General features: G+C 74.8%; 19 protein-coding genes. 11 read left to right on the forward strand and 8 right to left on the reverse strand.

The features are described 5' to 3' along the window. Positions 1–25 precede the first annotated feature (25 nt). From VQH23_RS03445 to VQH23_RS03460, 4 genes are all read left to right on the forward strand, one after another. Positions 26–1,558 carry a leucyl aminopeptidase family protein gene (locus tag VQH23_RS03445; RefSeq protein ID WP_338664220.1) on the forward strand — a complete coding sequence of 511 codons (1,533 nt, stop codon included), beginning with the start codon at positions 26–28 and terminating at the stop codon, positions 1,556–1,558. Positions 1,559–1,613: 55 nt separating this feature from the next. Next, positions 1,614–2,168: a hypothetical protein gene (locus tag VQH23_RS03450; protein WP_338664221.1), complete on the forward strand. Its 555-nt coding sequence runs from the start codon at positions 1,614–1,616 to the stop codon at positions 2,166–2,168. 7 nt (positions 2,169–2,175) lie between these two features. Next, the gene (locus VQH23_RS03455; RefSeq protein ID WP_338664222.1) at positions 2,176–2,622 is read left to right on the forward strand and encodes a DNA polymerase III subunit chi; all 447 of its coding nucleotides are present in this window, start codon (positions 2,176–2,178) and stop codon (positions 2,620–2,622) included. 144 nt (positions 2,623–2,766) lie between these two features. Beyond that, on the forward strand, positions 2,767–3,009 hold the full coding sequence (locus tag VQH23_RS03460) for a hypothetical protein (protein ID WP_338664223.1): 243 nt from the start codon (positions 2,767–2,769) through the stop codon (positions 3,007–3,009). 7 nt (positions 3,010–3,016) lie between these two features. On the opposite strand, the gene VQH23_RS03465 is transcribed toward VQH23_RS03460, so the two are convergent. After that, positions 3,017–3,514, reverse strand: a complete 498-nt coding sequence (locus tag VQH23_RS03465) for a VOC family protein (RefSeq protein ID WP_338664224.1) — start codon at positions 3,512–3,514, stop codon at positions 3,017–3,019. A 77-nt stretch (positions 3,515–3,591) separates the two neighbouring features. On the opposite strand from VQH23_RS03465, the gene VQH23_RS03470 reads away from it, so the two are divergent. Beyond that, positions 3,592–4,782, forward strand: coding sequence for a DUF4336 domain-containing protein (locus VQH23_RS03470; protein ID WP_338664225.1), 1,191 nt, complete (start codon positions 3,592–3,594; stop codon positions 4,780–4,782). Positions 4,783–4,835: 53 nt separating this feature from the next. Here VQH23_RS03470 and mutL read toward each other — a convergent pair whose 3' ends face one another. The 5 genes from mutL to pgi form a co-directional block, all read right to left on the reverse strand. Then, the gene (gene mutL / locus VQH23_RS03475; protein ID WP_338664226.1) at positions 4,836–6,755 is read right to left on the reverse strand and encodes a DNA mismatch repair endonuclease MutL; all 1,920 of its coding nucleotides are present in this window, start codon (positions 6,753–6,755) and stop codon (positions 4,836–4,838) included. Between the two features lie 43 nt (positions 6,756–6,798). Beyond that, positions 6,799–8,439 carry a carboxylesterase family protein gene (locus tag VQH23_RS03480; protein WP_338664227.1) on the reverse strand — a complete coding sequence of 547 codons (1,641 nt, stop codon included), beginning with the start codon at positions 8,437–8,439 and terminating at the stop codon, positions 6,799–6,801. Positions 8,440–8,525: 86 nt separating this feature from the next. Next, a complete protein-coding gene (locus VQH23_RS03485; protein ID WP_338664228.1) occupies positions 8,526–10,145 on the reverse strand; it encodes an ABC-F family ATP-binding cassette domain-containing protein in 1,620 nt (539 codons plus the stop codon). A gap of 101 nt (positions 10,146–10,246) precedes the next feature. Further along, positions 10,247–10,708, reverse strand: a complete 462-nt coding sequence (locus VQH23_RS03490) for a hypothetical protein (protein ID WP_338664229.1) — start codon at positions 10,706–10,708, stop codon at positions 10,247–10,249. A 93-nt stretch (positions 10,709–10,801) separates the two neighbouring features. Then, the gene (pgi, locus tag VQH23_RS03495; RefSeq protein WP_338664230.1) at positions 10,802–12,412 is read right to left on the reverse strand and encodes a glucose-6-phosphate isomerase; all 1,611 of its coding nucleotides are present in this window, start codon (positions 12,410–12,412) and stop codon (positions 10,802–10,804) included. 161 nt (positions 12,413–12,573) lie between these two features. On the opposite strand from pgi, the gene VQH23_RS03500 reads away from it, so the two are divergent. Together VQH23_RS03500 and VQH23_RS03505 are read left to right on the forward strand one after the other, a co-directional pair. Further along, a complete protein-coding gene (locus tag VQH23_RS03500) occupies positions 12,574–12,957 on the forward strand; it encodes a CidA/LrgA family protein (protein ID WP_338664231.1) in 384 nt (127 codons plus the stop codon). Beyond that, positions 12,954–13,673, forward strand: coding sequence for an LrgB family protein (locus VQH23_RS03505; protein WP_338664232.1), 720 nt, complete (start codon positions 12,954–12,956; stop codon positions 13,671–13,673). Before VQH23_RS03500 ends, VQH23_RS03505 begins: the two co-directional genes overlap by 4 nt. Here VQH23_RS03505 and VQH23_RS03510 read toward each other — a convergent pair. Then, positions 13,630–14,631: a retroviral-like aspartic protease family protein gene (locus VQH23_RS03510; RefSeq protein WP_338664233.1), complete on the reverse strand. Its 1,002-nt coding sequence runs from the start codon at positions 14,629–14,631 to the stop codon at positions 13,630–13,632. The genes VQH23_RS03505 and VQH23_RS03510 overlap by 44 nt on opposite strands. 194 nt (positions 14,632–14,825) lie before the next feature. Between VQH23_RS03510 and VQH23_RS03515 the strand changes: the two genes are divergently transcribed. Continuing rightward, entirely contained in the window at positions 14,826–15,605 is a 780-nt protein-coding gene (locus VQH23_RS03515; RefSeq protein ID WP_338664234.1) for a substrate-binding domain-containing protein, read from the forward strand. A gap of 354 nt (positions 15,606–15,959) precedes the next feature. On the opposite strand, the gene VQH23_RS03520 is transcribed toward VQH23_RS03515, so the two are convergent. Further along, positions 15,960–17,327, reverse strand: coding sequence for a vanadium-dependent haloperoxidase (locus tag VQH23_RS03520; protein ID WP_338664235.1), 1,368 nt, complete (start codon positions 17,325–17,327; stop codon positions 15,960–15,962). 193 nt (positions 17,328–17,520) lie between these two features. Here VQH23_RS03520 and VQH23_RS03525 point away from each other — a divergent pair, with 193 nt between their 5' ends. The 3 genes from VQH23_RS03525 to VQH23_RS03535 all read left to right on the forward strand — a co-directional run bounded on the left by VQH23_RS03525 (position 17,521) and on the right by VQH23_RS03535 (position 20,179). Then, positions 17,521–17,901 (forward strand): hypothetical protein, encoded by a 381-nt coding sequence (locus VQH23_RS03525; RefSeq protein WP_338664236.1) that lies wholly within the window; start codon positions 17,521–17,523, stop codon positions 17,899–17,901. A gap of 150 nt (positions 17,902–18,051) precedes the next feature. Next, on the forward strand, positions 18,052–19,245 hold the full coding sequence (gene rnd / locus VQH23_RS03530) for a ribonuclease D (RefSeq protein WP_338664237.1): 1,194 nt from the start codon (positions 18,052–18,054) through the stop codon (positions 19,243–19,245). 235 nt (positions 19,246–19,480) lie between these two features. Next, the gene (locus VQH23_RS03535; RefSeq protein ID WP_338664238.1) at positions 19,481–20,179 is read left to right on the forward strand and encodes a methyltransferase domain-containing protein; all 699 of its coding nucleotides are present in this window, start codon (positions 19,481–19,483) and stop codon (positions 20,177–20,179) included. Positions 20,180–20,281: the final 102 nt, after the last annotated feature.

Here is a 20,281-nt window from a genome sequence, read left to right on the forward strand (position 1 = left end):
CTCCCCACCCGGTGCCGGGAACGCCGTGCTGAAACTCCGTCTCGTCGAGCTGCCGGCGGAAGGCGGCAAGTCCGGGCACGGGAAGGGGAGCGCGCCCCTCGCCCTGCCCGTCCGGCCCGGCGTGGCGCTGCCGGAGCGATACGCCGCCGCGGCCGCCGCCGCGGGCTTCGACCCCGCCCGTGGCGAGGCGCTGCGGCTGGACGGCGCGCTGGGCGACCGCACCGCCTGGCTTATCGGCGTCGCGCCCGGACCGACCGGGATGGAGGCCGCCGGCGCCCTCGCCGCCGCCGCGATAGCCGGGGAGGAACCGCCGGGCGGGCGGCGCGGCGTGATCGACGCACGCGGCCTGCCGCCCGCCGACGTCGCCGCCCTCGCCATCGGCGCGGGGATGCGCGCCCATCCCCTGCCCCATTACGGCGCCACCCCGCCCCCCGCCCTGCGAAGGCTGGACCTGCTGGTGGAGGACGCGGCGGCGCACGGGCCGGGCCTGGACCGCGCGCGCGCCCTGCTGCGCGGCGCGGGGCTGGCGCGGGACCTGGCGGCGGAACCCGCCAACCGCCTCACGCCGCCCCTCTTCGTCGAGCGGCTCTGGGAGCTGGAGGCGCACGGCATCGAGGTGACCGTCCACGGCCGCCGCTGGCTGGAGCGGCACGGCTACGGCGGCCTCCTCGCGGTCGGGCGCGGCTCCGCCCACCCGCCGCGGCTGGTGGAGCTGCGCTGGCCCGGCCGCACGGAGGCCCCGCCCGTCGTCCTGGTCGGCAAGGGCATCACCTTCGACACGGGCGGCGTCTCCATCAAGGGCGCCGCCGGCATGGAGGCGATGAAGGCCGACATGGCCGGCGCCGCCGCCTGCGCGGGCGCGGTCCTCGCCCTCGCGCTGCGCGACAGCCCCGCCCCCGTCACCGCCGTGCTGGCGATCGCGGAGAACATGACGGGCGCCGATTCCTACCGCCCCGGCGACGTCCTCCGCATGGCTTCCGGCCTGATGGTGGAGGTGATGGACACGGACGCGGAGGGGCGGCTGGTGCTGGCGGACGCCCTGCACCGCGCGCGCGGCCTGAACCCCGCCGCCATCCTCGACCTCGCCACGCTCACGGGCAGCATCATCTCCGCCCTCGGCCACCACCGCGCCGGGCTCTTCGGCAACGACGACGCGCTGCGCGACGCCGTGATGGAGGCCGGCGAGGCGGTGGGCGAGCCCCTCTGGCCCATGCCCATCGGCGCCCGGCACCGCGAGGACCTGACGAGCGACATCGCCGACCTCCGCCACTGCCTGCCCCCTGGTGGCGGAGGGCCGGGCTGGGCCGGGAAGTTCCTGCCCGATGCCTGCCACGCCGCCGCCTTCCTGCGCGACTTCGCGGCGCCGGAGGGCGCGCCTCTCATTTCCTGGGCCCATCTGGACATCGCGGGCATGGACCTGCGGGAAGCGGGGCGCGAGGCCGGCCCCTACCCGCTTCCCCCCGGCCCCAGCGGCTACGGCGTGCGCCTCCTGGACCGGCTGGTGGCAGACCGCTTCGAGGGAGAGGCGCAGTGGCTGCGGCCCGCCCGGCCGCGCTAATCTGCCGGGATACCCTGCCGCCGCACCCTGCCGCCCCGACCCGGAGGAGCCCGCCATGACGATCCGCGCCGCCATCCCGGCCCTCACCCTGGCCTCCACCCTGGCCTCCACCCTGGCCCTGCTGCCCGCCACCCCCGCCACGGCCCAGAAGCCCCCGCCGGCAGGGGAGGAGGCGGTGCGCTGCGACTTCCTGGACGGCCGCAACGAGGGGCCGGGCACCGTGGCCGCGCTGGGCTACCAGGCCGTGATCCGGGACGGCCGCGTGGCGGTGCTGACGCTGGAGCTGCCGGGCAACCGCACCGGCCGGACGGAGCTGGTGCCCGGCCCGCGCCCCGGCCTCTCCGTGCGCCTCACCGCCTTCCAGCTCCCGAATTCCGGCCCCTGGAGCACGGTGTTCAACCACGCCACCCTCTCGCCGGAGGGGGAGGTGCACGTCGAGACCTATCTCGGCAGGACGGACCGTCCGGGCGCCCCGCCGATGCTGAACTGGTACCGGCTGCGCTGCCCGGTCGGGGCGGCCCAGGGAACTTCTCCGGGATCTTCTCCAGGCACCCCCCCGGCCGGTCCTCCCGGCAGTTCCCAGGGCGCTCCCCCGGACCGCAAGGGCTGAGGGCGGCATGGCGGAGATCGGCTTCTACCACCTGACCCGCACGGCGTTGGAGGTCGCGCTGCCGAAGCTGCTCGGCCGCGTGCTGGCGACAGGCGGCCGCGCCGTGGTGCGGGTGGGCGGGCCGGAGCGGCTGGCGGCGCTGGACACTGCCCTCTGGCTCTGCCCCGACCCGGACTGGCTGCCCCACGGCACCCCGGCCTCGGGCGACCCCGACCTGCAGCCGATCCTGCTGACGACGGAGGACGAGGCCCCGAACGGCGCCCGCCACCTCTTCCTGGCGGACGGCGCGGAGACGGCGCGCCCGGAGGCCTACGACCGCGTCTTCGACCTCTTCGACGGCAACGACCCCGCCGCGCTGGAGGCGGCGCGGGACCGCTGGCGCCGGGCGCGCGCCGCCGGGCACGCCCTCACCTACTGGCAGCAGGGCCCGAACGGCTGGGCGAAGCGGGACTAAGCGCCAGATCGGGTTGTGACCGGGCCCAGGGGTTAAGGGCAGGGGCGGGGATGGCGGCGTTGAATCGCCGCCCCGGCGCCCCCCGGCCCTTGCCGGCCCCGCCCGGGCCTGCCACATCGCAGCGGCCCTCAGGAGCGCATCACTATGTCCGACGATACCCAGGCCACCGAGACCATGACGGTCGGCGCCCTGATCGCCGAGCTGCAGAAGCTCGACGCCTCCCGCCCCATCGCGCTCGGCATCATGCTCGGCGGCGAGGACAGCGAGGAGGGCGAGATCGACATCTACGGCATCGACCTCATCGAGGAGATGGAGGCCGAGGACGGCTCCCCCGCCTACGTCATCGCCTGCGACCTGCGCGGCGCGGACGACGAGGAGGAGGGCTGAGCGGCCCTCACTCCGCCAGGGCCGGGCGCCCCTCCAGGCGCTCGGCGAAGCGGAGCAGATAGCCGTCCGGGTCCTGCACCAGGAACTCGCGCTGGCCGGCCATCCCGTCGCCGGTGCGGTACCAGGCCTCGCGCGGCGCCTCGAAGAGCGGCCAGCCCGCCGCCTCCAGCCCCTCCAGGATCGGCGCGACCCGCTCCACGGTGATCTGGAGGTTGATGCCGCGGCCGAAGGGGCGCTGCATCCCACCCGTCCCCCACCGGCCGTTCCGCTCGCACAGCATCAACTGCGCGGCGCCGCGGGCGGGGCCGTGGGTGAGAAAGGCGAAGCGCGCCGCCGGCCGGTCATAGGCGACGCGAAAGCCGAGCGGCCCGCACCAGAAGCGCAGGCTCGCCGCGATCTCCGTCACGGACAGCTCCGGCACCAGCGCGGCGAACCCGCCCTCCGGCACCTGTCCCGAACCCTCGGCGGCCGCGCGGGCGGCGGGGTCGGCAATGCGGTCGGTCATCGCGTTTCGCTCCGTCGCGGGCGCATCCATCCTGCGCCGATCTCGTTTGCAGGGCACCCCGGCACGGATGCCCGAGCATGATCCCCACCCGAACCCACGGGCTGATCGACTACGGCGTGGCCGCCCTGCTGGGCGCCCTCTCCACCCGCCGGGAGTTGCACCCGGCCGCGCGGCGGGCGCTCGGCACGGCCAGCGCCTTCCACACCGGCTACGCGCTGGTCACGGATTACGAGGGCGGGGTGAAGCCCGCCCTCTCCATGCGCCAGCACCTCGCCCTCGACGCGCTGGGCGGCCTCGCCCTCGTCGGCCAGGGGCTCGCCCTGCGCCACGCCCCCTCCCGCAACCTGCTCGTCGGGCTGGGGCTGGCGGAACTGGCCGTGGTCGCCCTCAGCAGCACCGAGCCGAAGCGCGGCCCGGGCCAGGGCTCCGGCCCCGTCGGGCGCCTGCTGGGCCGGGACGAGGCCGCCCACGCCCATGCCGTGGGCTACCCGCCGCTGGACGTGCCGAAGCCGGTCGCCACCGATGTCTGGATCGTGGACAGCGTCATGCCCGGCGCGCCGCTCGGCGTGCGGATGACGGTGGTGCGCCTGCCCGATGGCGGGCTGCTGCTGCACTCCCCCACCCCCTACGGCCTGGCGCTGAAGGCGGCGCTGGAGCGGATCGGGCCGATCCGCCACCTCGTCGCGCCGAACATCGCGCACTGGATGTTCCTGAAGGACTGGAAGGAAGCCTGCCCGGAGGCGACGAGCTGGGCCGCCCCAGGGCTGCGGGCGCGCGGGCAGGTGCGCCGCAGCGGCGTCCGGCTGGACTTCGACCTCGGCGAGACCCCGCCCGAATCCTGGGGCGGCGCCTTCGAGGTGGTGGGCATCCCCGGCGCCATCGGCTTCCACGAGATGGCGATGTTCCACCGCGCCAGCCGCACGCTGCTGATGACAGACCTGGTGATGAACCTGGAGCCGCCGAAGCTGCCCGCCCCGCTGCGCCCGGTCGCCCGCCTCTTCGGCGTCACGGAGGGCATGCCGCCGCCCTATCTGCGCGCCGTGGTGAAGTGGCGTCACGCGGAGGCCTCGGCGGCCGCGGCGCGCCTCCTCGCCCTCGCGCCGGAGCACGTGGTCTTCGCCCACGGCCGCTGGTTCGAGCGCGACGGCGCCCGGCAGCTCCGCCAGGCCCTGCGCTGGCTGCTGCCGGAGGGCGAGACGGAACCCTCCGGCCCCGCCGAGCCCCTCCGCCTCGAGAGGGACACCGTCGTCGCGCGGCATCCGCTCTGAGCCTCGCGGACCAGCGTCCCACGCCCCTCCGGGCAGAGGGGCGCTGAAGCGCCTCACGTCCGCCCGAACATCCGCGCCAGATCCCCCGGCCCCAGCCGCAGGAAGGTGGGCCGCCCGTGGGAACAGGTGGCGGCGCGCGGCGTCGCCTCCATCTCCCGCAGCAGGGCCGCCATCTCCGCCGCGTTGAGCCGTCGCCCCGCGCGCACGCTGCCGTGGCAGGCCAGGCGGGCCACGGCGGCGTCCAGGCGTCGCTCCAGCGCCGTGCTCTCCTCCCACTCCGCCAGCTCGGCCGCGATGTCGGCGAGAATCGGCCCCGGCTCCGGCGTGCCGAGCAGGGCCGGCAGCGCGCGGACAAGGATGGCGCCCGGCCCGAAGGCCTCGATCTCCAGCCCGAGCCGCGCCAGATCCTCCGCCCGATCCGCCAGCCGCGCGGCGTCGCCCGCCGGCATGTCCACCACCGCCGGCAGCAGCAGGGGCTGGGACCGCACGCCCCCGGCCACGAGCTGGGCCGAGAGCCGCTCATGCGTCAGCCGCTCATGCGCCGCGTGCTGGTCCACCAGCACCAGCGCGCCGTCCGGTGCCTCCGCCAGCACGTAGGTGTCGAGGATCTGCGCCAGCGGCCGGCCCAGCGGCCCCTCCCCCGCCCCTTGCGGCAGGGCCGGCGCCTCGGCCGGGACGGTGAAGGCGCCGGGCGGCAGGGCGAAGCGCGGCTGCACAGGGGCGGGGCCGGGAGGTGGTGGGGCCGTGAAGGCGAAGCCCGCCTCCGCGAAGCCGCGCGGCGCGGCGGGCGCCTCGTTCGACGGCCAGGGCGTCGCGGCCGCCTCCATGGCCTGCCCGGCGCGGCTGGGCCAGGCGGGATCGGGCGCGCCTCCGGCCTGGCCTTGGGGCGCCGGGCCCGCATCCCAGCCGCCGCGCGCCATCCCCACCCCCGCCCCGGTGCCGAGCGCCCGGCGGAGCGAGGCGATCAGCGCCCCCCGCACCCCGCCCGCGTCGCGGAAGCGCAGTTCCGTCTTCATGGGGTGCACGTTCACGTCCACCCGGTCCGGCGGGATCTCCAGGAACAGCGCGGCCACGGGGTAGCGCCCGGAGGCCAGCACGTCCCGGTACGCCACGCGCAGCGCCGCGCGCAGCAGCGGGTCCTTCACCGGCCGCCGGTTCACCACGAGGTGCTGCTCGGCCGAGGTGGCGCGGTGATGCGTCGGCAGCGCCGCCAGCCCCTCCAGCACCAGGTCCGGCCAGCTCCCCTGCACGGCCACGCTGGCCGCCGCGAAATCCGGCCCCAGCAGGGCGGCGGCGCGGCCCGCGCGGTCGGCGGGCGGCAGGTCCAGCGCCGTGCGCCCGTCCACGGCCACCCGGAACCCCACCTCCGGCCAGGCCAGGGCCAGGCGGCGCACCGCCTCCACGGCGTGGGAGGCCTCGGTGCCCGGGGTCTTCAGGAACTTGCGGCGGGCGGGGGTGGCGAAGAACAGGTCCCGCACCTCCACCCGGGTGCCAGGGGCGGCCGATGCGGGCGCCACCTCTCCCACCCGCCCCGCCTCCACGTGGATGGCGTGCGCCTCGCCCTCGCGTGGCCGCGTGGTGATCGTCAGCCGGGACACCGCCCCGATGGAGGGCAGCGCCTCCCCCCGGAAGCCGAGGGTGGCGATGCGGAACAGCGTCTCCTCGTCCGGCAGCTTGGAGGTGGCGTGGCGCTCGATGCAGAGCGCCAGGTCGTCCGGCCCCATGCCGCGCCCGTCATCCTCCACCAGGATGCGGTCGATCCCGCCGCCCTCCAGCGTCACGGAGACGCGGCGGGCGCCGGCGTCCAGCGCGTTCTCCACCAGCTCCTTCACCGCGGCGGCGGGGCGCTCCACCACCTCACCGGCGGCGATGCGGTCCGCGGTGGTGGAGGGCAGGCGGCGAATGACGGGCGGGCTCACGCCGGAGGGGATGGGGTTTCCGCGGTCCCGGCACAAGCCACGGGGGATGATCATCCGCGACAGGGGTGAAGGAAGGATGAACCGCTGGCCGCGCCTCTCAGAGGTTCCAGACCTCCAGCTCCTCCGCCCGCACCACCGGCACGACCTGCCGCGGCCCGGCCTCGCCCCCCAGCAGGTTCACCCCCTCTCCGGCGGCGGAGAGAGGCTGCCAGGCCCCGCCCGCGTCGGAGGAGGGCACGCCGGTGCGGGCGAAGCCCGACCAGCCCTGCATCATCGCGCGGGACAGCGCCGCCTCGGCGGGGCCGGTGCCGCACTTTGCGGCGAAGTACGGATCGGCGTGGGTGCCGAAGACGAAGGGGATCTCCGCGCAGTGCGGCACGCCCCGCGCCTTCCCGGCCAGGGGATGGACGAATTCGTAGAGGAAGGCCGGATGGCCCGAGGCCGCGTGGCGCCGCGCCGTCTCCAGCGCGTCCAGGCGGAAGCGGAGGTCGGTATAGGCCGCCATCCACAGGGCGTTCGGGTCGGCGGCCCCGCCCCGCGCGGCGGCAGCGCGGCGATAGGCCTCCACCACCGCCTCGGCCGAGGCCCTGGCCTGCGGGCGGCTGCCCTCCTTCAGCGCGCCCACCATCCGCAGCAGCGAGGCGTCGTCCGTCGGGGAGGGCAGGCCGGGAATGCGGCGCCCCTCCGGGTCCAGCAAGTCGTACCAGAACACCGCCTCGTCCCGCGTGGTGCCGATCAGCAGGGGCATCGCGGGCAGGCGGGCGCCGCGCGGCACGGCGGGGATCACCGCGCCGTCCGCGATCGGCAGCACCGGCACGCGCCCGCCGTTCCGCGCGCCCCATTCCCGCGCCAGCGCCAGCTCCGTCGCGTGCAGCCGCTCGGCAGGCACCTCGCGCAGCCCGGGCAGCGTCGTCTCCAGCCTTGCCGCCAGCGCCTCGGCATAGGCGGCGGCTCCTGCCACGTCCGGCAGGTCGGGCGGGCCGAGGAAGGCGCCGCTCTCGATGATCATCTTGTGGACTAGGCCACGGTTGGCCGGGTTCACCACGATGTTCGCCACGCTGGTGCCGCCGGCGGACTGGCCGAAGAGGGTGACGTTCTCCGGGTCGCCGCCGAAGGCCTCGATGTTGGCGCGCACCCAGCGCAGCGCCGCCACCTGGTCCTGCACGCCCCAGTTCGCCGATGCCCCCGTCTCCGGGTCCTTCAGCTCGGGGTGGGCGAGGAAGCCCAGCGCGCCCAGGCGGTAGTTCACCGTCACCACCACCACGTCGCCGACCCGGGCGAGCGCCGTGCCGTCATTCCCGGCCGCCGCGCCCTCCCCCGTGCGCCAGGCGCCGCCGTGAATCCAGACCATGACGGGGCGGCGCCCCTCCAGCGCGGGCGTCCAGATGTTCAGGGTGAGGCAGTCCTCCCCGGTGGCCGCGGGCCTGTCGTAGAGCCAGGTCGCCCAGGGCGGGATGGTCTGGATGGAGGCCGCGCCGGCCCGCGTCGCGTCCCGCTCCCCCGCCCAGGTCGGCAGGCGCTGGGGCGAGCGGTAGCGCAGCGGCCCCGTCGGCGGCGCGGCGTAGGGGATGCCCTTGAAGGCCAGAACCCCGTCGAGCGCGGCGCCGCGCAGGGCGCCGGCCGGCGGGCGCGCGACCGGCCCGTCCTGCGCCAGGGCGGGCCGCCCCCGCAGCAGGGCCGGCGCAGCCAGCGTCGCCAGCCCGAGCGGCCCGAATGCCCGACGTCCGAAACCCGCCATCACCTGCCTCCGCCCCGCGGCACCACCCTTGGCGCCGGCAGAAGTCTGGACCCGCCCTCCATGGGCGCCAAGGGAGGGGCCAGGATCTAGGCGTGCAGGCCCGGCGCCTCCTGCCCGGTATGCGCCACGTACTCGGTGTAGCCGCCGTCGTACTGGTGGATGCCCTCCGGCGTCAGTTCCAGCACCCGGTTGGACAGCGCCGCCAGGAAGTGCCGGTCGTGCGAGACGAAGAGCATCGTGCCCTCGTAATCCGAGAGGGCGGCGATCAGCATCTCCTTCGTCGCCATGTCCAGGTGGTTGGTCGGCTCGTCCAGCACGAGGAAGTTCGGCGGGTCGTACAGCATCCGCGCCATCACCAGCCGCGCCTTCTCCCCGCCTGAGAGAACGCGGCACCGCTTCTCCACCTCGTCGCCGGAGAAGCCGAAGCAGCCCGCCAGCGTCCGCAGCGATCCCTGCGCCGCCTGCGGGAAGGCGTCCTCCAGCGCCTGGAACACGGTGCGCTCGCCGTCCAGCAGCTCCATCGCGTGCTGCGCGAAGTAGCCCATCTTCACGCTGCCGCCGAGCGAGACCGTACCGCTGTCCGGCGCGGTGGACCCCGTCACCAGCTTCAGCAGCGTGGACTTGCCCGCGCCGTTGGTGCCGAGCACGCAGCAGCGCTCCTTTCGGCGCACCAGGAAGTCCAACCCGTCATAGATCACCCTGCTGCCGTAGCGCTTGTGCACGCCGCGCAGGCTCGCCACGTCGTCGCCGGAGCGCGGGGCCTGGCCGAACTCGAACACCACGGTCTGCCGGCGCTTCGGCGGCTCCACGCGCTCGATCTTGTCCAGCTTCTTCACGCGGCTCTGCACCTGCGCGGCGTGGGAGGCGCGGGCCTTGAAGCGCTCGATGAACTTGATCTCCTTCGCCAGCATCGCCTGCTGGCGCTCGAACTGCGCCTGCTGCTGGCGCTCGTTCATCGCGCGCTGCGCCTCGTAGAAGGCGTAGTCGCCGGAGTAGGAGTTCAGGCTTCCGCCATCGATCTCCACCACCTTGTTGATGACTCGGTTCATGAACTCGCGGTCGTGCGACGTCATCAGCAGCGCGCCGTCATAGCCGCGCAGGAACCCCTCCAGCCAGATCAGGCTCTCCAGGTCCAGGTGGTTGCTCGGCTCGTCCAGCAGCATCACGTCCGGGCGCATCAGCAGGATGCGCGCCAGCGCGACCCGCATTTTCCAGCCGCCGGAGAGCTTGCCGACATCGCCCGCCATCATCTCCCCGCTAAATCCGAGCCCCGCCAGCACCTCCTGCGCGCGCCCCTCCAGCGCGTAGCCGCCCAGCTCCTCGAAGCGCCCCTGCACCTCGCCGAAGCGCTCGATCACGGCGTCGAGGTCCTCCGTCTCCGGATCCGCCATCGCGGCCTCCAGCGCGGCCAGCTCGGCGGCCACGGTGCTGACGTCGCCGGCGCCGTCCATCACCTCCGCCACCGGGGTGCGGCCGGACATCTCGCCCACGTCCTGGCTGAACAGGCCGATGCTAACGCCCCGGTCCACCAGCACCTGGCCCTCATCGGGCTGCTCGGCCCCGGTGATCATGCGGAACAGGGTGGTCTTGCCCGCGCCGTTGGGGCCGACGAGGCCGATCTTCTCCCCGCGCTGGAGCGCGGCGGAGGCCTCGATGAAGAGAAGCTGCTGACCGTTCTGCTTGCTGATGGAATCGAGGCGGATCATGGATACTCGGGGCCTGGGGCCGGCGCGGCGCGCCAGCATCGGAAGGAGGCGTCCGAGAACACGCCCGGTGGCCGGGCGTCAACCGCCCCCGGCGGGCAGGGTCACGCGGTCCCGTCGCGCAGCGCGGCAGCACCCCGCGTGAGCGGCACGGTCGCCGGCAGGGCCCGGAGCAGGTCGCGCGCCCGCGCCGCGTCGGCCAGGTCCACGTAGAGCCGCGTCCCCTGCCGGTGGCGGATGGCGAGCCGGGTGACAAAGAACAGCCCCAGCGCGTCCACCTGGGCGATGTCGGCGAAAGGCCAGTAATCGGGCCGGAACACCTTGAACCGCAGCCCGTCCGGCGCGATCGCGAGGCGCGCGCCGATGCCGTTGGAGGAGTGCCCGAAGAAGCCGAGCGTCCGCTTGAGGCCGCGCACGGGAACCTCGGTCACGCCCGCCGCGTCCTGCCACAGCGGCCGGTCCGACCGCTGGCGCAGCAGCAGGATGCACCACACGGTCAGCCCGGTGGAGAACAGGAGGAAGAGGAAGATCCCGGCCGCGAGGATCAGGACGCCGTCTTCATCCATGTCGCACCCGCGCTCGTTGCCGCACCGGCATGATCCCGCGGCCGCGGGCGGTCGTCAATTCCGCCCGGCAATTCCGCCCGGCCGCGGGGTACCCTACGCCCCGCGCAGCCGGTGGATCTCCGCGATCAGCGCGGTGGTGGAGGGGTCGTGCGACCCCGCCTCCGCCCCCGGCGCCAGCTCCGGCAGCAGCACCCCCGCCAGCTGCTTGCCCAGCTCCACCCCCCACTGGTCGAAGGCGTTCACGCTCCACAGCGCGCCGAGGCAGAACACCTTGTGTTCATACAGCGCGACGAGCTGCCCCAGCGTGCCCGCGTCCAGCCGCGGGATCAGCAGGGTCGTGCTGGGACGGTCCCCGGGGAAGAGGCGGTGGGGCAGCAGCGCCGCGATCGCGGCCGCGTCCATCCCCTTCGCCTCCATTTCCTCCTGCACCTCCGTCGCGTCCCGCCCGCGCAGCAGCGCCTCCGCCTGGGCGAGGCCGTTCGCCAGCAGCTGGCGGTGGTTCTCCTCGAAGCCGTGGTCGGGGTTCGCCACCAGCACGATGTCGGCCGGCACGGGCGTGGTGCCCTGGTGCAGCAGCTGCATGAAGGAGTGCTGCGCGTTCGTGCCGGGCTCGCCGAACACCACCGGCCCGGTCGGGCGGGTCACGGGCAGGCCGCCGAGCGTCACGCGCTTGCCCAGCGATTCCATCTCCACCTGCTGGAGATGGGCGGGAAAGCGCCCCAGCCGCTCGTCGTAGGGCAGCACGGCGCGGGTGGGGTAGCCCAGCCCGTCCACGTGCCACAGCTCCGCCAGCGCCATCAGCAGCGGCAGGTTCTCCGCCTCCGGCGCGGAGAGGAAGTGCTCGTCCATGGCGCGCGCCCCGTCCAGCAGCGCCTGGAACACCTCCCACCCGCAGGCCAGCGCCACCGAGAGCCCGATCGCCGACCACATGGAGAAACGGCCGCCCACCCAGTCCTTGAAGCCGAACACCTGCTCCGCGGGCACGCCGAAGGCGGCCGTCGCCTTCAGGTTGGTCGAGAGCGCGACGAGGTGCGCCCCCGCCTCCGCCTCGCCCAGCCCCGCCCGCAGCCAGTCCCGCACCAGGTGGGCGTTGGCCATGGTCTCGGCCGTGGTGAAGGTCTTGCTCGCCACCAGCACCAGGGTGCGCGCCGGGTCCAGCCCGTGGCGCATCGCCTCCCAGGCGTGGCCATCGACGTTGGAGAGGTAGTGGGCGCGCATCGGCATCCCCGCGCGCCACAGGGCGCGGGCCGCCATCTGCGGCCCGAGGTCGGAGCCGCCGATGCCGATGTTCACCACGTCGGTGAACCGCCGTTCCCCGTGCACCCGGCCGCAGAAGGCGCGCATGGCGTCCAGGGTCTCGTGGACCTCGGCCGAGGCGTCTTCGTCCCCGGTCTTGAACGCCCCGCGCGGCCCGCGCAGCGCCATGTGCAGCACGGCCCGGCCTTCCGTGACGTTGATCGCCTCGCCCCGCGCCATGGCGTCCCGCGCCGCGAGAACCCCGCGCGCCCGGGCCAGTTCCAGCAGCGCGTCCAGCACCTCGGCGGAGAGAGAGGTCTTGGTCAGGTCCGCCCGCACCTCCCCGGCGCGGCGGATCAGGCGGTCGGCGCGGCCCGCATCGCCCATCAGCGGCCGGATGGCGCCCGCCCCCGGGGCGCGTGCCAGCTCCGCCACCCGCTCCCAGGCCGCCTCGATCCCGTCCGCCATGAAGGCCCCCTTCGAATCGGGGCGGAGGTTACGGAGGGCCGCCCCGGCGGGAAAGCCGGGGCGGCATCACCTTCGCAGGGGTCGCCGCCTTCCCGGGCGGGCATGGGCGGTGTGCCGGGATCGCGGGGCCGCCCCGGCACGATCCTCGCTAAACCCCGCCCATGATCCCAGGCGCGGCCCTCATCCTCCTCTGCCAGCTCGTGGGGGAGGCGCTGGTGCACGGCACCGGCCTGCCCCTGCCCGGCCCCGTGCTCGGCATGGTGCTCCTGCTCCTCCTGCTGCTCGGGAACGATCTCCTGGCGGAGCCGATCGACACGCGCTTCGTCACCGGCCCCGCGGACGGGCTGCTGATGAACCTCACCCTCCTCTTCGTCCCGGCCGGGGTGGGGGTGGTGAACCGGATGGACGTGCTGGCGGCGCACTGGTTCGCCCTCGCGGCGGCGCTGGTGGCCTCCACCCTGCTCGGCCTGATCGTCACCGCCCTCGTCTTCGTCGCCGTGGCCCGCCTGGCCAACCGCGGCGGCAAGGGGGAGGCCGAGGCATGAGCGACCCCGATTTCTCGCTCTGGGTCTATCTCTCCCGCACGCCGCTCCTCTGGCTGACCGTCACGCTGCTGGCCTACCTGGCGGCGGACCGGATCTCCGCCCTGCTGCGGCGCCACCCCGTGGCGAACCCCATGCTCATCGCCGTGGTGATCGCGGCGGCCGTGCTCTACGCCACCGGCACGCCCTACCGCACCTATTTCGAGGGCGCGCAGTTCGTCCACTTCCTCATCGGCCCCGCCACCGTCGCGCTCGCCGTGCCGCTCTACCGCAACCGGCACACGGTGCTCCGCTCCCTCCTGCCCATGGCGGCGGCGCTGCTGGCGGGCTCCGTCACCGCCATGCTCTCCGCCCTGCTCATCGCCCGGGCGCTCGGCGTCTCCGGCCCCGTCCTCGCCTCCCTCGCCCCGAAATCCGTCACCACCGGCATCGCCATGGGCATCGCGGAAGGGCTTGGCGGGGACGCCGCCCTCGCCGCCGTGCTCGTCCTCATCACCGGCGCCATCGGGGCGGTGCTCGTCACCCCCGTGATGAACGCCCTCGGGATGAAGGACATGCGCGCCCGCGGCTTCGCGGCGGGGCTGGCCGCGCACGGGCTGGGCACCGCCCGCGCCTTCACGGTGAATCCCGTGGCCGGCACCTTCGCCGGCATCGCCATGGCGCTGAACGCCCTCGTCAGCGCCCTGCTGGCGCCGGTTCTGCTGCGGGCCCTGCTGTGATGCCCCGCGCCGCCGCCGAGGTCGGGGCCGCGCCGCCCACCCCCCGTCCCCCCGTCCTCTGCACGTAGAGGCGCCGCTCGGCGTAGGAGAGCCAGAAGCGCCGGCTCCCGATGTAGTCCTGCCCGAGGATCATCTCGAAGGGCAGGGAGGAGGGCAGGTCCACGAGCCCCACGGACGCGCCGGCGATCCTCTCCGCGCCTACCCGCACCGTGACGCCCCGGAGCAGCCGGAGTTCCACCCCCGCCGTCCCGATCCCGTGCGCCGTCGCGGTGGGAAGGCCGGCCAGCACCTCCTCCGTCACCCCGATAGCGGACGCCATGGACCGGCGGAGGGCGCTGATCATGGCCCCCGTATCGAAGAGGGCGCGGACGGCCATCCCGTTCACCTCGGCGGGCACCACCACGAGCCCGCCCGCCACGAGCGTGACGGGAATGGTGTCGTACTCACCCACCCAGGGCACCGCGGCAACGCGGCACCGGCGCCCATCATGCAGCGTCAGGCGGCGGGCGGACACGTCCAGCTCCACCTCGCCGATCCCCAGCAGGTCCGCGCCGAGCAGGCCCACCGCACCCGTCCGGTGCGGCATGGAGCGGGTGGCGACCGGGACCGTCAGGTTTCGCAGGTCGTGCTCGCCCACCCGCATCCGAGCCAGCAGCGCGTTCCTCTCCCGCGACTGCCCGGCGATCCCAAGGCCGCTGCTGGAGCGCAGCCGGTCCACCGGCAGCCCCAGCGCGGCCACGCTCTCGGAGAAGACGGTGGTGCGGGAGGCGCCAGTGTCCAGCACGAAGGGAACCCGCCTGCCGTTCACCTCCACCGGCACGATCGGCAGGCCGTCCCGAACCACCATCGCCACCGTGTCGCCCCCGCCGTAATCGCAGGGCGCCACGCAGGCGGGCAGCCCGAACGGGAGGACCGCGACGAGGCAGGCACGGAGATGGCGGCGGGCTTTCCGGAGCATCCGGCGGGGATGCCACGCCAGGGCCGATTCCCGGAAGGAACCCGTTCCTGTCGCGCGCCCGGCAGGGCGCTCCGGCCGCGGGTCCCAGGCTGCGGATCCCAGGCCGTGGATCCCAGGCCGCGCAGCCCGCCCCGCCGAAGGTTCCACGGCCGGCCGATCGGTTCTAGCGTCGCCGGAAACGGGAGGACAACACCATGCCCCACGCCACGCGCCGTGCCCTGCTGCTGGGCGCCGCCACCCTGCCCTTCCTCGCCCGTCGCGCCGCGGCGGCGGAGGTCGTGGTCCTCGCCTCCGGCGGCCTCACCGCCGCCTACCGCGCCCTCATCCCCGGCTTTGAGGCGGCCACCGGCCACAAGCTCACCACCCACCAGGGCGCCTCCATGGGCAACGCGCCGGACGCCATCCCGCAGCGCCTGGCGCGCGGGGAACCGGCGGACGTGGTGCTGCTGGCCGCCGACGGCCTGGAGGCGCTGATCGCCAGGGGCCAGGCCCGCCCCGGCAGCCGCGTGGACATCGCCCGCTCCCTCATCGGCATGGCCGTTCGCAAGGGCGCGCCGAGACCCGACATCTCCGCCCTGGAATCCTTCCGCCAGGCCCTGCTGGATGCGAAATCCATCGCCTATTCCGCCAGCGCGAGCGGCGTCTACATCGAGACGGAGATGTACCGGAAGCTCGGCCTGCACGAGGAGCTGATGGCCAAGAGCCGCCGCATCCTCAGCGAGCGCGTGGGCACCGTGGTGGCGCGCGGCGAGGCCGAGATCGGCTTCCAGCAGGTGAGCGAGCTGCTGCCGATCGAGGGCATCGACTACCTCGGCACCATCCCGGAGGCCGTGCAGCAGCCCACGATCTTCTGCGCGGGCATCGCCGCGAACGCGCGGGAGCCGGACGCAGCGAGCGCACTGATCCGCTACCTCGCCTCCCCCGATGCGGCGCCGGCGCTCCGGAGGACAGGGCTGGAACCGCTGGCGCGCTAGGCAGCACGGCCGGGCGTGATTTCCGGTGTCCTGCGCGGGTAGCCCCAAGGGGCGCCGCCCCTTGGATCCCCGCCGGGGAGCCGGCGGGCTCCCCGGACCCCGCGTCCGGGCTGCCGCGGATGCGATGCCCAAAGGGCACCCCGATCCCGCCGCGACCGTCCGGCGCTGTCGGTCGCCTCGGGGCCAAGCCCCGAGGCGTGGGTCAGTGAAGCCGGGGCCAAACCGCTAGAAGAAGATGATGGTGGGAGGTCCGGAGGGAGGAAGAATTCCTTCTTCCTCCCTCTGGCCACGGCGGCCCGGCGAAAGGGCAGGACCAAGGCTCAACCGACGCAGGGGCGGCAGACCCGAAATCCCTCACGCGGTCGGCGGCACCTGGGCGAGCGCGCGCCTGGCGATGGCCTCGCCGATCTCCTCCCCTGCCGTGCAGGCGGTCCGGAAGTGGGCTCCTGCCCAGACCCGGCTGTCGGAGCACTCGCGGCGCACCGCGGTGAGGCTCGGGAAGTTCCGGGCCGGGCGGTCCGGGCGGTCATAGGCCTGGTAGCGGACCGGCCCGTCGCCGAGCAGCCCGGCGATGACGAAGGTGCCCGTGCTGATGTCCACGCTGTGGCCCGAGGGGTGGTCGGGGTGCGCGGGGGTCTCGAGGAGAGGTTGCCACCCCGGGTCCGCGGCGATGCCGGGGCTGCCGAGGTTGATCGCGGTCACCGGGCGCCAGAAGGAGTAGTGGGCCTTCGCGCCGTAGGCGAAGACATCGGCGTCGGCGTTGGCCGTGGCGAGGATGGAGACCATCCGCGCCATGTCCCACGGCCCGCCGCGCGGCGGCTGGGCCGTCAGGCGGAGGAGGAGCACGATCATCAGGTTGCGGCGCAGGAGCTGCGGCACCCAGAAGCTCGCCGCCTCCGCCTGCGCCGCCGTCCGCTCGGTCGAGACCTTCCCGCCGATACGCCGCACCTCCTCCAGCATCTCCCGGTAGAGCACGGAGGAGAGGTGGGGCGGCGGCGGGCCGAACAGCGCGCCGCGGTCCGGGAACAGGAAGGGCGGATCGAGGTAGAAGTAGGTGTTGGCGTGGCGGACCGGGGTGGGCCGCCACACGGCCTCCCGGTCGGAGTCGGCGTAGCGCCGGCGCTCCGGCGGGGTCGCGCCGGCCCGCGCCAGGGTGGTGGCGCCCACCGCCGCGCCGAGCGCGATCCCCGCCTCGCGCGCCGCGCCCGAGGGCTCCCGGGCGACGCAGGCCGCGAGCAGCGCGTCGGGCTCCGCGCGGCTCCCCCGGGTGACGAGAAGGGCGTGGGCCGCGGCCGAGGCCGCGACGAGGGGCGAGGCGCCTGCGCCCGATGGCTCGGAGGGGCCACGAGGGGTCCAGCGCTGGTACCGGGGCTCGATGGCGTTCAGCGCGTCGTGCATGGCCCGCACGGTCAGGGCCACCGTGTTGGCGCGGGGCCAGGGGCCATCCTCGGCGCCGCCGGCGCGGGAGGCGAGGTCGATCCAGGACGCGAAGGGGTTGTCGAAGAGGGCGGGCTCGCCGGGGCCGGCATCGTGCCCCGCCGGCCGCATGGCCGGCCCATCATCCCCACTCGGCCGCATGGCCGGCCCATCATCCCCATGCGGGCGCATCGTCAGCCCGCTTCCCCCGGCCGGCCTCTCCGGCGCGCAGGCGGGCAGCGCCGCAAGGGCGGGCACGCTGCCGAGGAGCGCGCGGCGCGACAGCATGGGCCTGGTTGTCGTCACGAAGCACTCCTCTGGCGCGACCACCGCATCCTCGAGTCGAATGGGGCGAATCGGACAAGCGTAGACTCATTCCGCCCCCGGCAGGAGGGAGGCGGCGCGGCAACCCCGGCGCCGCAAAGATGGACCGCCGGCGCCCGCCATGCGCCTATGCACCCGCGCGAGCCACAGGGCCAGGACGAGGTGTTGCCGGTCGATGACCACCGATCCCCTGCAGATGTTCAACAGCATGACCCAGGCCCTCATCGGCTCGGCCGCCGAGGCGCAGCTCGGCCGCACGGTGCAGGTGACGACGGAGCCCCGGGACGCGGGGGAGTTGGAGGCCGACGAGGCGGCCGACCCGCCGACCCTGCGCGGGCGCTTCTCCGTGCTGGTGGACGCGGCGCCCGGAGGCCTGACGGCCACCCTCGCGCCCTCCGCCGAGGCCGGCCACTTCGATTTCCAGCTCGTCCTGCGGGTGGAGGGCGCGGAGGAGGAGACGGTCTTCACCGCGACCGTCGAGGACACGGTCGGGCTGGCGGAGGCCTATCACGCCCTTCTCGACGCGAAGGCCGACGAGCAGAACGATCTGGCCTGAGCGTGGGGGGCCTGAGCGAGGGGGGGGCGCCTGAGCGGAAGGCCTGAAAGCCGCACCCTGGGCGGCGGCGCGGCCGCCGGCAGGGCACGGGCGCGTGTCGCGGGGCCGCGGATTTGTGGGGGGCGGCTTCCCGGTCTAAACCGGCGCCCCATGTCCCGCCGTCCCGCTGCCGCCGATCCCGAGCCCGTCCTCATCACCACCACGGAGCAGCTCGTGCCGCTCTGCGAGCGGCTCCGCCAGGAGCCCTTCGTGACGGTGGACACGGAATTCATGCGGGAGCGCACCTACTGGCCGGAGCTCTGCGTCGTGCAGCTCGGCGGCGAGAACGACACGGCGGTGGTGGACGCCCTGGCCCCCGGCCTCGACCTCTCCCCCCTCGGCGCCCTGCTGGCGGACGAGCACGTGGTGAAGGTGTTCCACGCCTGCCGGCAGGACGTGGAGATCTTCCTGCTGCGCTACGGCGCTACGCCCCAGCCCCTGTTCGACACCCAGATCGCCGCCATGGTGGCGGGCTTCGGCGACCAGGCGAGCTACGACAGCCTCGCCCGCGCCCTCGCCAACGCCTCCATCGACAAGGCCCACCGCTTCAGCGACTGGTCCGCCCGCCCCCTCTCCCCCGCCCAGATCGCCTATGCCGCGGCGGACGTGACGCATCTCCGCCGCATCTACGTCGCGCTCCGCGACCGGCTGGCCAAGGATGGCCGGCTGGACTGGGTGGGCGAGGAGATGGCGGCCCTGACCGATCCCGCCACCTACCGCACCGAGCCGGAAACGGCCTGGGAGAAGCTGCGCCCGCGCACCACCAACCGCCGCTTCCTCGGCGTGCTGCAGGCCATCGCCGCCTGGCGGGAGCGGGAGGCGCAGCGGGTGAACATCCCCCGCCAGCGCCTGCTGCGCGACGAATCCCTGCTGGAGGTGGCTGCCACCGCCCCGGCCGACGCCGCCGCCCTGGCCCGCGCCCGCGGCGTGACGGAGGGCTTCGCCCGCGGCAAGTCCGGCGCCTCCCTGCTGGCCGCCATCGAGGCCGCGAAGGCGCTGCCGGAGGCCGATCTGCCCGAGGCCCCGCGGGAGAGGGCCGGCCCCACCGCCTCCCCCGCGCTCGTCGCCCTGCTGAAGGTGCTGCTGGCCGCCAAGGCGGAGGAGCACCAGGTCGCCCCCCGCCTGCTCGCCAGCTCCGACGAACTGGACCGGCTGGCGGCCGAGGCGCCGGAGGACCTGCCCGCCCTGCAGGGCTGGCGCCGCAAGGTCTTCGGCGGCGATGCCCTGGCGCTGCGGAATGGCGACCTCTCCCTCGGCGTCGAAGGCCGCCGCGTGCGGCTGATCCGGCCGGGCGCGGCGGGGTGAGCCGCCCCCGGGGCGGCCGCCGCACCCTGCGGCAGTCCCCCGGAAGAGAGCGAGCGGGGCCTGGGAGAGGGGAATCCCCTCCTCCCCCCGGCACCGCCCGAGCGACAGCCCCCGACCCTCCCCGGCCCGTGAACCCCCCGCCCCTCGCGCACGCTTGCGCCCCGGCGGCGGCTGGTTTAGCGCCCTCTTTCGGCTGCCTTCGGGCGGTCACATTTCATCGGACCCAGAACGCATCATGGCGCCGCCCCTGCCCGACCTCACCGCCGACCCGTCCCGCGACCACAAGCGGGCGGTGCTGGACGCGGGCGCAGTGCGGGAGGCCTATCGCCGCTGGGCGGGCGTCTACGACACCGTCTTCGGCGGCGTCTCCTCCTTCGGGCGCAAGCGGGCCGTGGCGGCGGTGAACCGCCTGCCCGGCAACCGCGTGCTGGAGGTGGGGGTGGGCACCGGCCTCGCCCTGCCCCGCTATCGGCGGGAGAAGCGCGTGGTCGGCATCGACCTCTCCCGCGAGATGCTGGAGAAGGCGCGGGAGCGCGTGGCGGCCGAGGGCCTCTCCCACGTCGAGGGGCTGATCGAGATGGATGCGGAGCGCATGGCCTTCGCCGATGACAGCTTCGACCTGGCGGTGGCGATGTTCACCGCCAGCGTCGTGCCGGACGCCAAGCGCCTCTTCGCCGAGATGTCCCGCGTCGTGCGGCCCGGCGGCCAGCTCCTCTTCGTCAACCACTTCGCCGCCCAGGACGGGCCGCGCTGGTGGGTGGAGCGGACCATGGCCCCGCTCTCCCGCGTGCTGGGCTGGCACCCGGACTTCGCCCTCTCCGACCTGCTGGACGGGGACGCGCAGGTGGAGGCGATCGAGCCCTGCCCGCCGGGCGGCCTCTTCACCCTCGTCCAGGTGCGCAACACCCGCGCCGTGCAGGCGCTGGCCGCCTGAGCAACGGGGCGGTCCGGAAGATGCGGCCGTCGCCCCCTTGCGGAATGGTGAGGTGGGCCGATCTCGCCGGTGTCGTTTACACTGCTCGTTGCGCCGCCTGGA

The organism is Pararoseomonas sp. SCSIO 73927, assembly GCF_037040815.1.
Classification (GTDB): Bacteria; Pseudomonadota; Alphaproteobacteria; order Acetobacterales; family Acetobacteraceae; genus Roseomonas.

Excerpts from the sequence above, each read along its gene's own strand:
- VQH23_RS03450 (WP_338664221.1), top strand. The coding sequence starts at position 1,614 with ATGACGATCCGCGCCGCCATCCCGGCCCTCACCCTGGCCTCCACCCTG.
- VQH23_RS03455 (WP_338664222.1), top strand. The coding sequence starts at position 2,176 with ATGGCGGAGATCGGCTTCTACCACCTGACCCGCACGGCGTTGGAGGTC.
- VQH23_RS03460 (WP_338664223.1), top strand. The coding sequence starts at position 2,767 with ATGTCCGACGATACCCAGGCCACCGAGACCATGACGGTCGGCGCCCTG.
- VQH23_RS03465 (WP_338664224.1), bottom strand. The coding sequence starts at position 3,514 with ATGACCGACCGCATTGCCGACCCCGCCGCCCGCGCGGCCGCCGAGGGT.
- VQH23_RS03470 (WP_338664225.1), top strand. The coding sequence starts at position 3,592 with ATGATCCCCACCCGAACCCACGGGCTGATCGACTACGGCGTGGCCGCC.
- mutL (WP_338664226.1), bottom strand. The coding sequence starts at position 6,755 with ATGATCATCCCCCGTGGCTTGTGCCGGGACCGCGGAAACCCCATCCCC.
- VQH23_RS03480 (WP_338664227.1), bottom strand. The coding sequence starts at position 8,439 with ATGGCGGGTTTCGGACGTCGGGCATTCGGGCCGCTCGGGCTGGCGACG.
- VQH23_RS03485 (WP_338664228.1), bottom strand. The coding sequence starts at position 10,145 with ATGATCCGCCTCGATTCCATCAGCAAGCAGAACGGTCAGCAGCTTCTC.
- VQH23_RS03490 (WP_338664229.1), bottom strand. The coding sequence starts at position 10,708 with ATGGATGAAGACGGCGTCCTGATCCTCGCGGCCGGGATCTTCCTCTTC.
- pgi (WP_338664230.1), bottom strand. The coding sequence starts at position 12,412 with ATGGCGGACGGGATCGAGGCGGCCTGGGAGCGGGTGGCGGAGCTGGCA.
- VQH23_RS03500 (WP_338664231.1), top strand. The coding sequence starts at position 12,574 with ATGATCCCAGGCGCGGCCCTCATCCTCCTCTGCCAGCTCGTGGGGGAG.
- VQH23_RS03505 (WP_338664232.1), top strand. The coding sequence starts at position 12,954 with ATGAGCGACCCCGATTTCTCGCTCTGGGTCTATCTCTCCCGCACGCCG.
- VQH23_RS03510 (WP_338664233.1), bottom strand. The coding sequence starts at position 14,631 with ATGCTCCGGAAAGCCCGCCGCCATCTCCGTGCCTGCCTCGTCGCGGTC.
- VQH23_RS03515 (WP_338664234.1), top strand. The coding sequence starts at position 14,826 with ATGCCCCACGCCACGCGCCGTGCCCTGCTGCTGGGCGCCGCCACCCTG.
- VQH23_RS03525 (WP_338664236.1), top strand. The coding sequence starts at position 17,521 with ATGACCACCGATCCCCTGCAGATGTTCAACAGCATGACCCAGGCCCTC.
- rnd (WP_338664237.1), top strand. The coding sequence starts at position 18,052 with ATGTCCCGCCGTCCCGCTGCCGCCGATCCCGAGCCCGTCCTCATCACC.
- VQH23_RS03535 (WP_338664238.1), top strand. The coding sequence starts at position 19,481 with ATGGCGCCGCCCCTGCCCGACCTCACCGCCGACCCGTCCCGCGACCAC.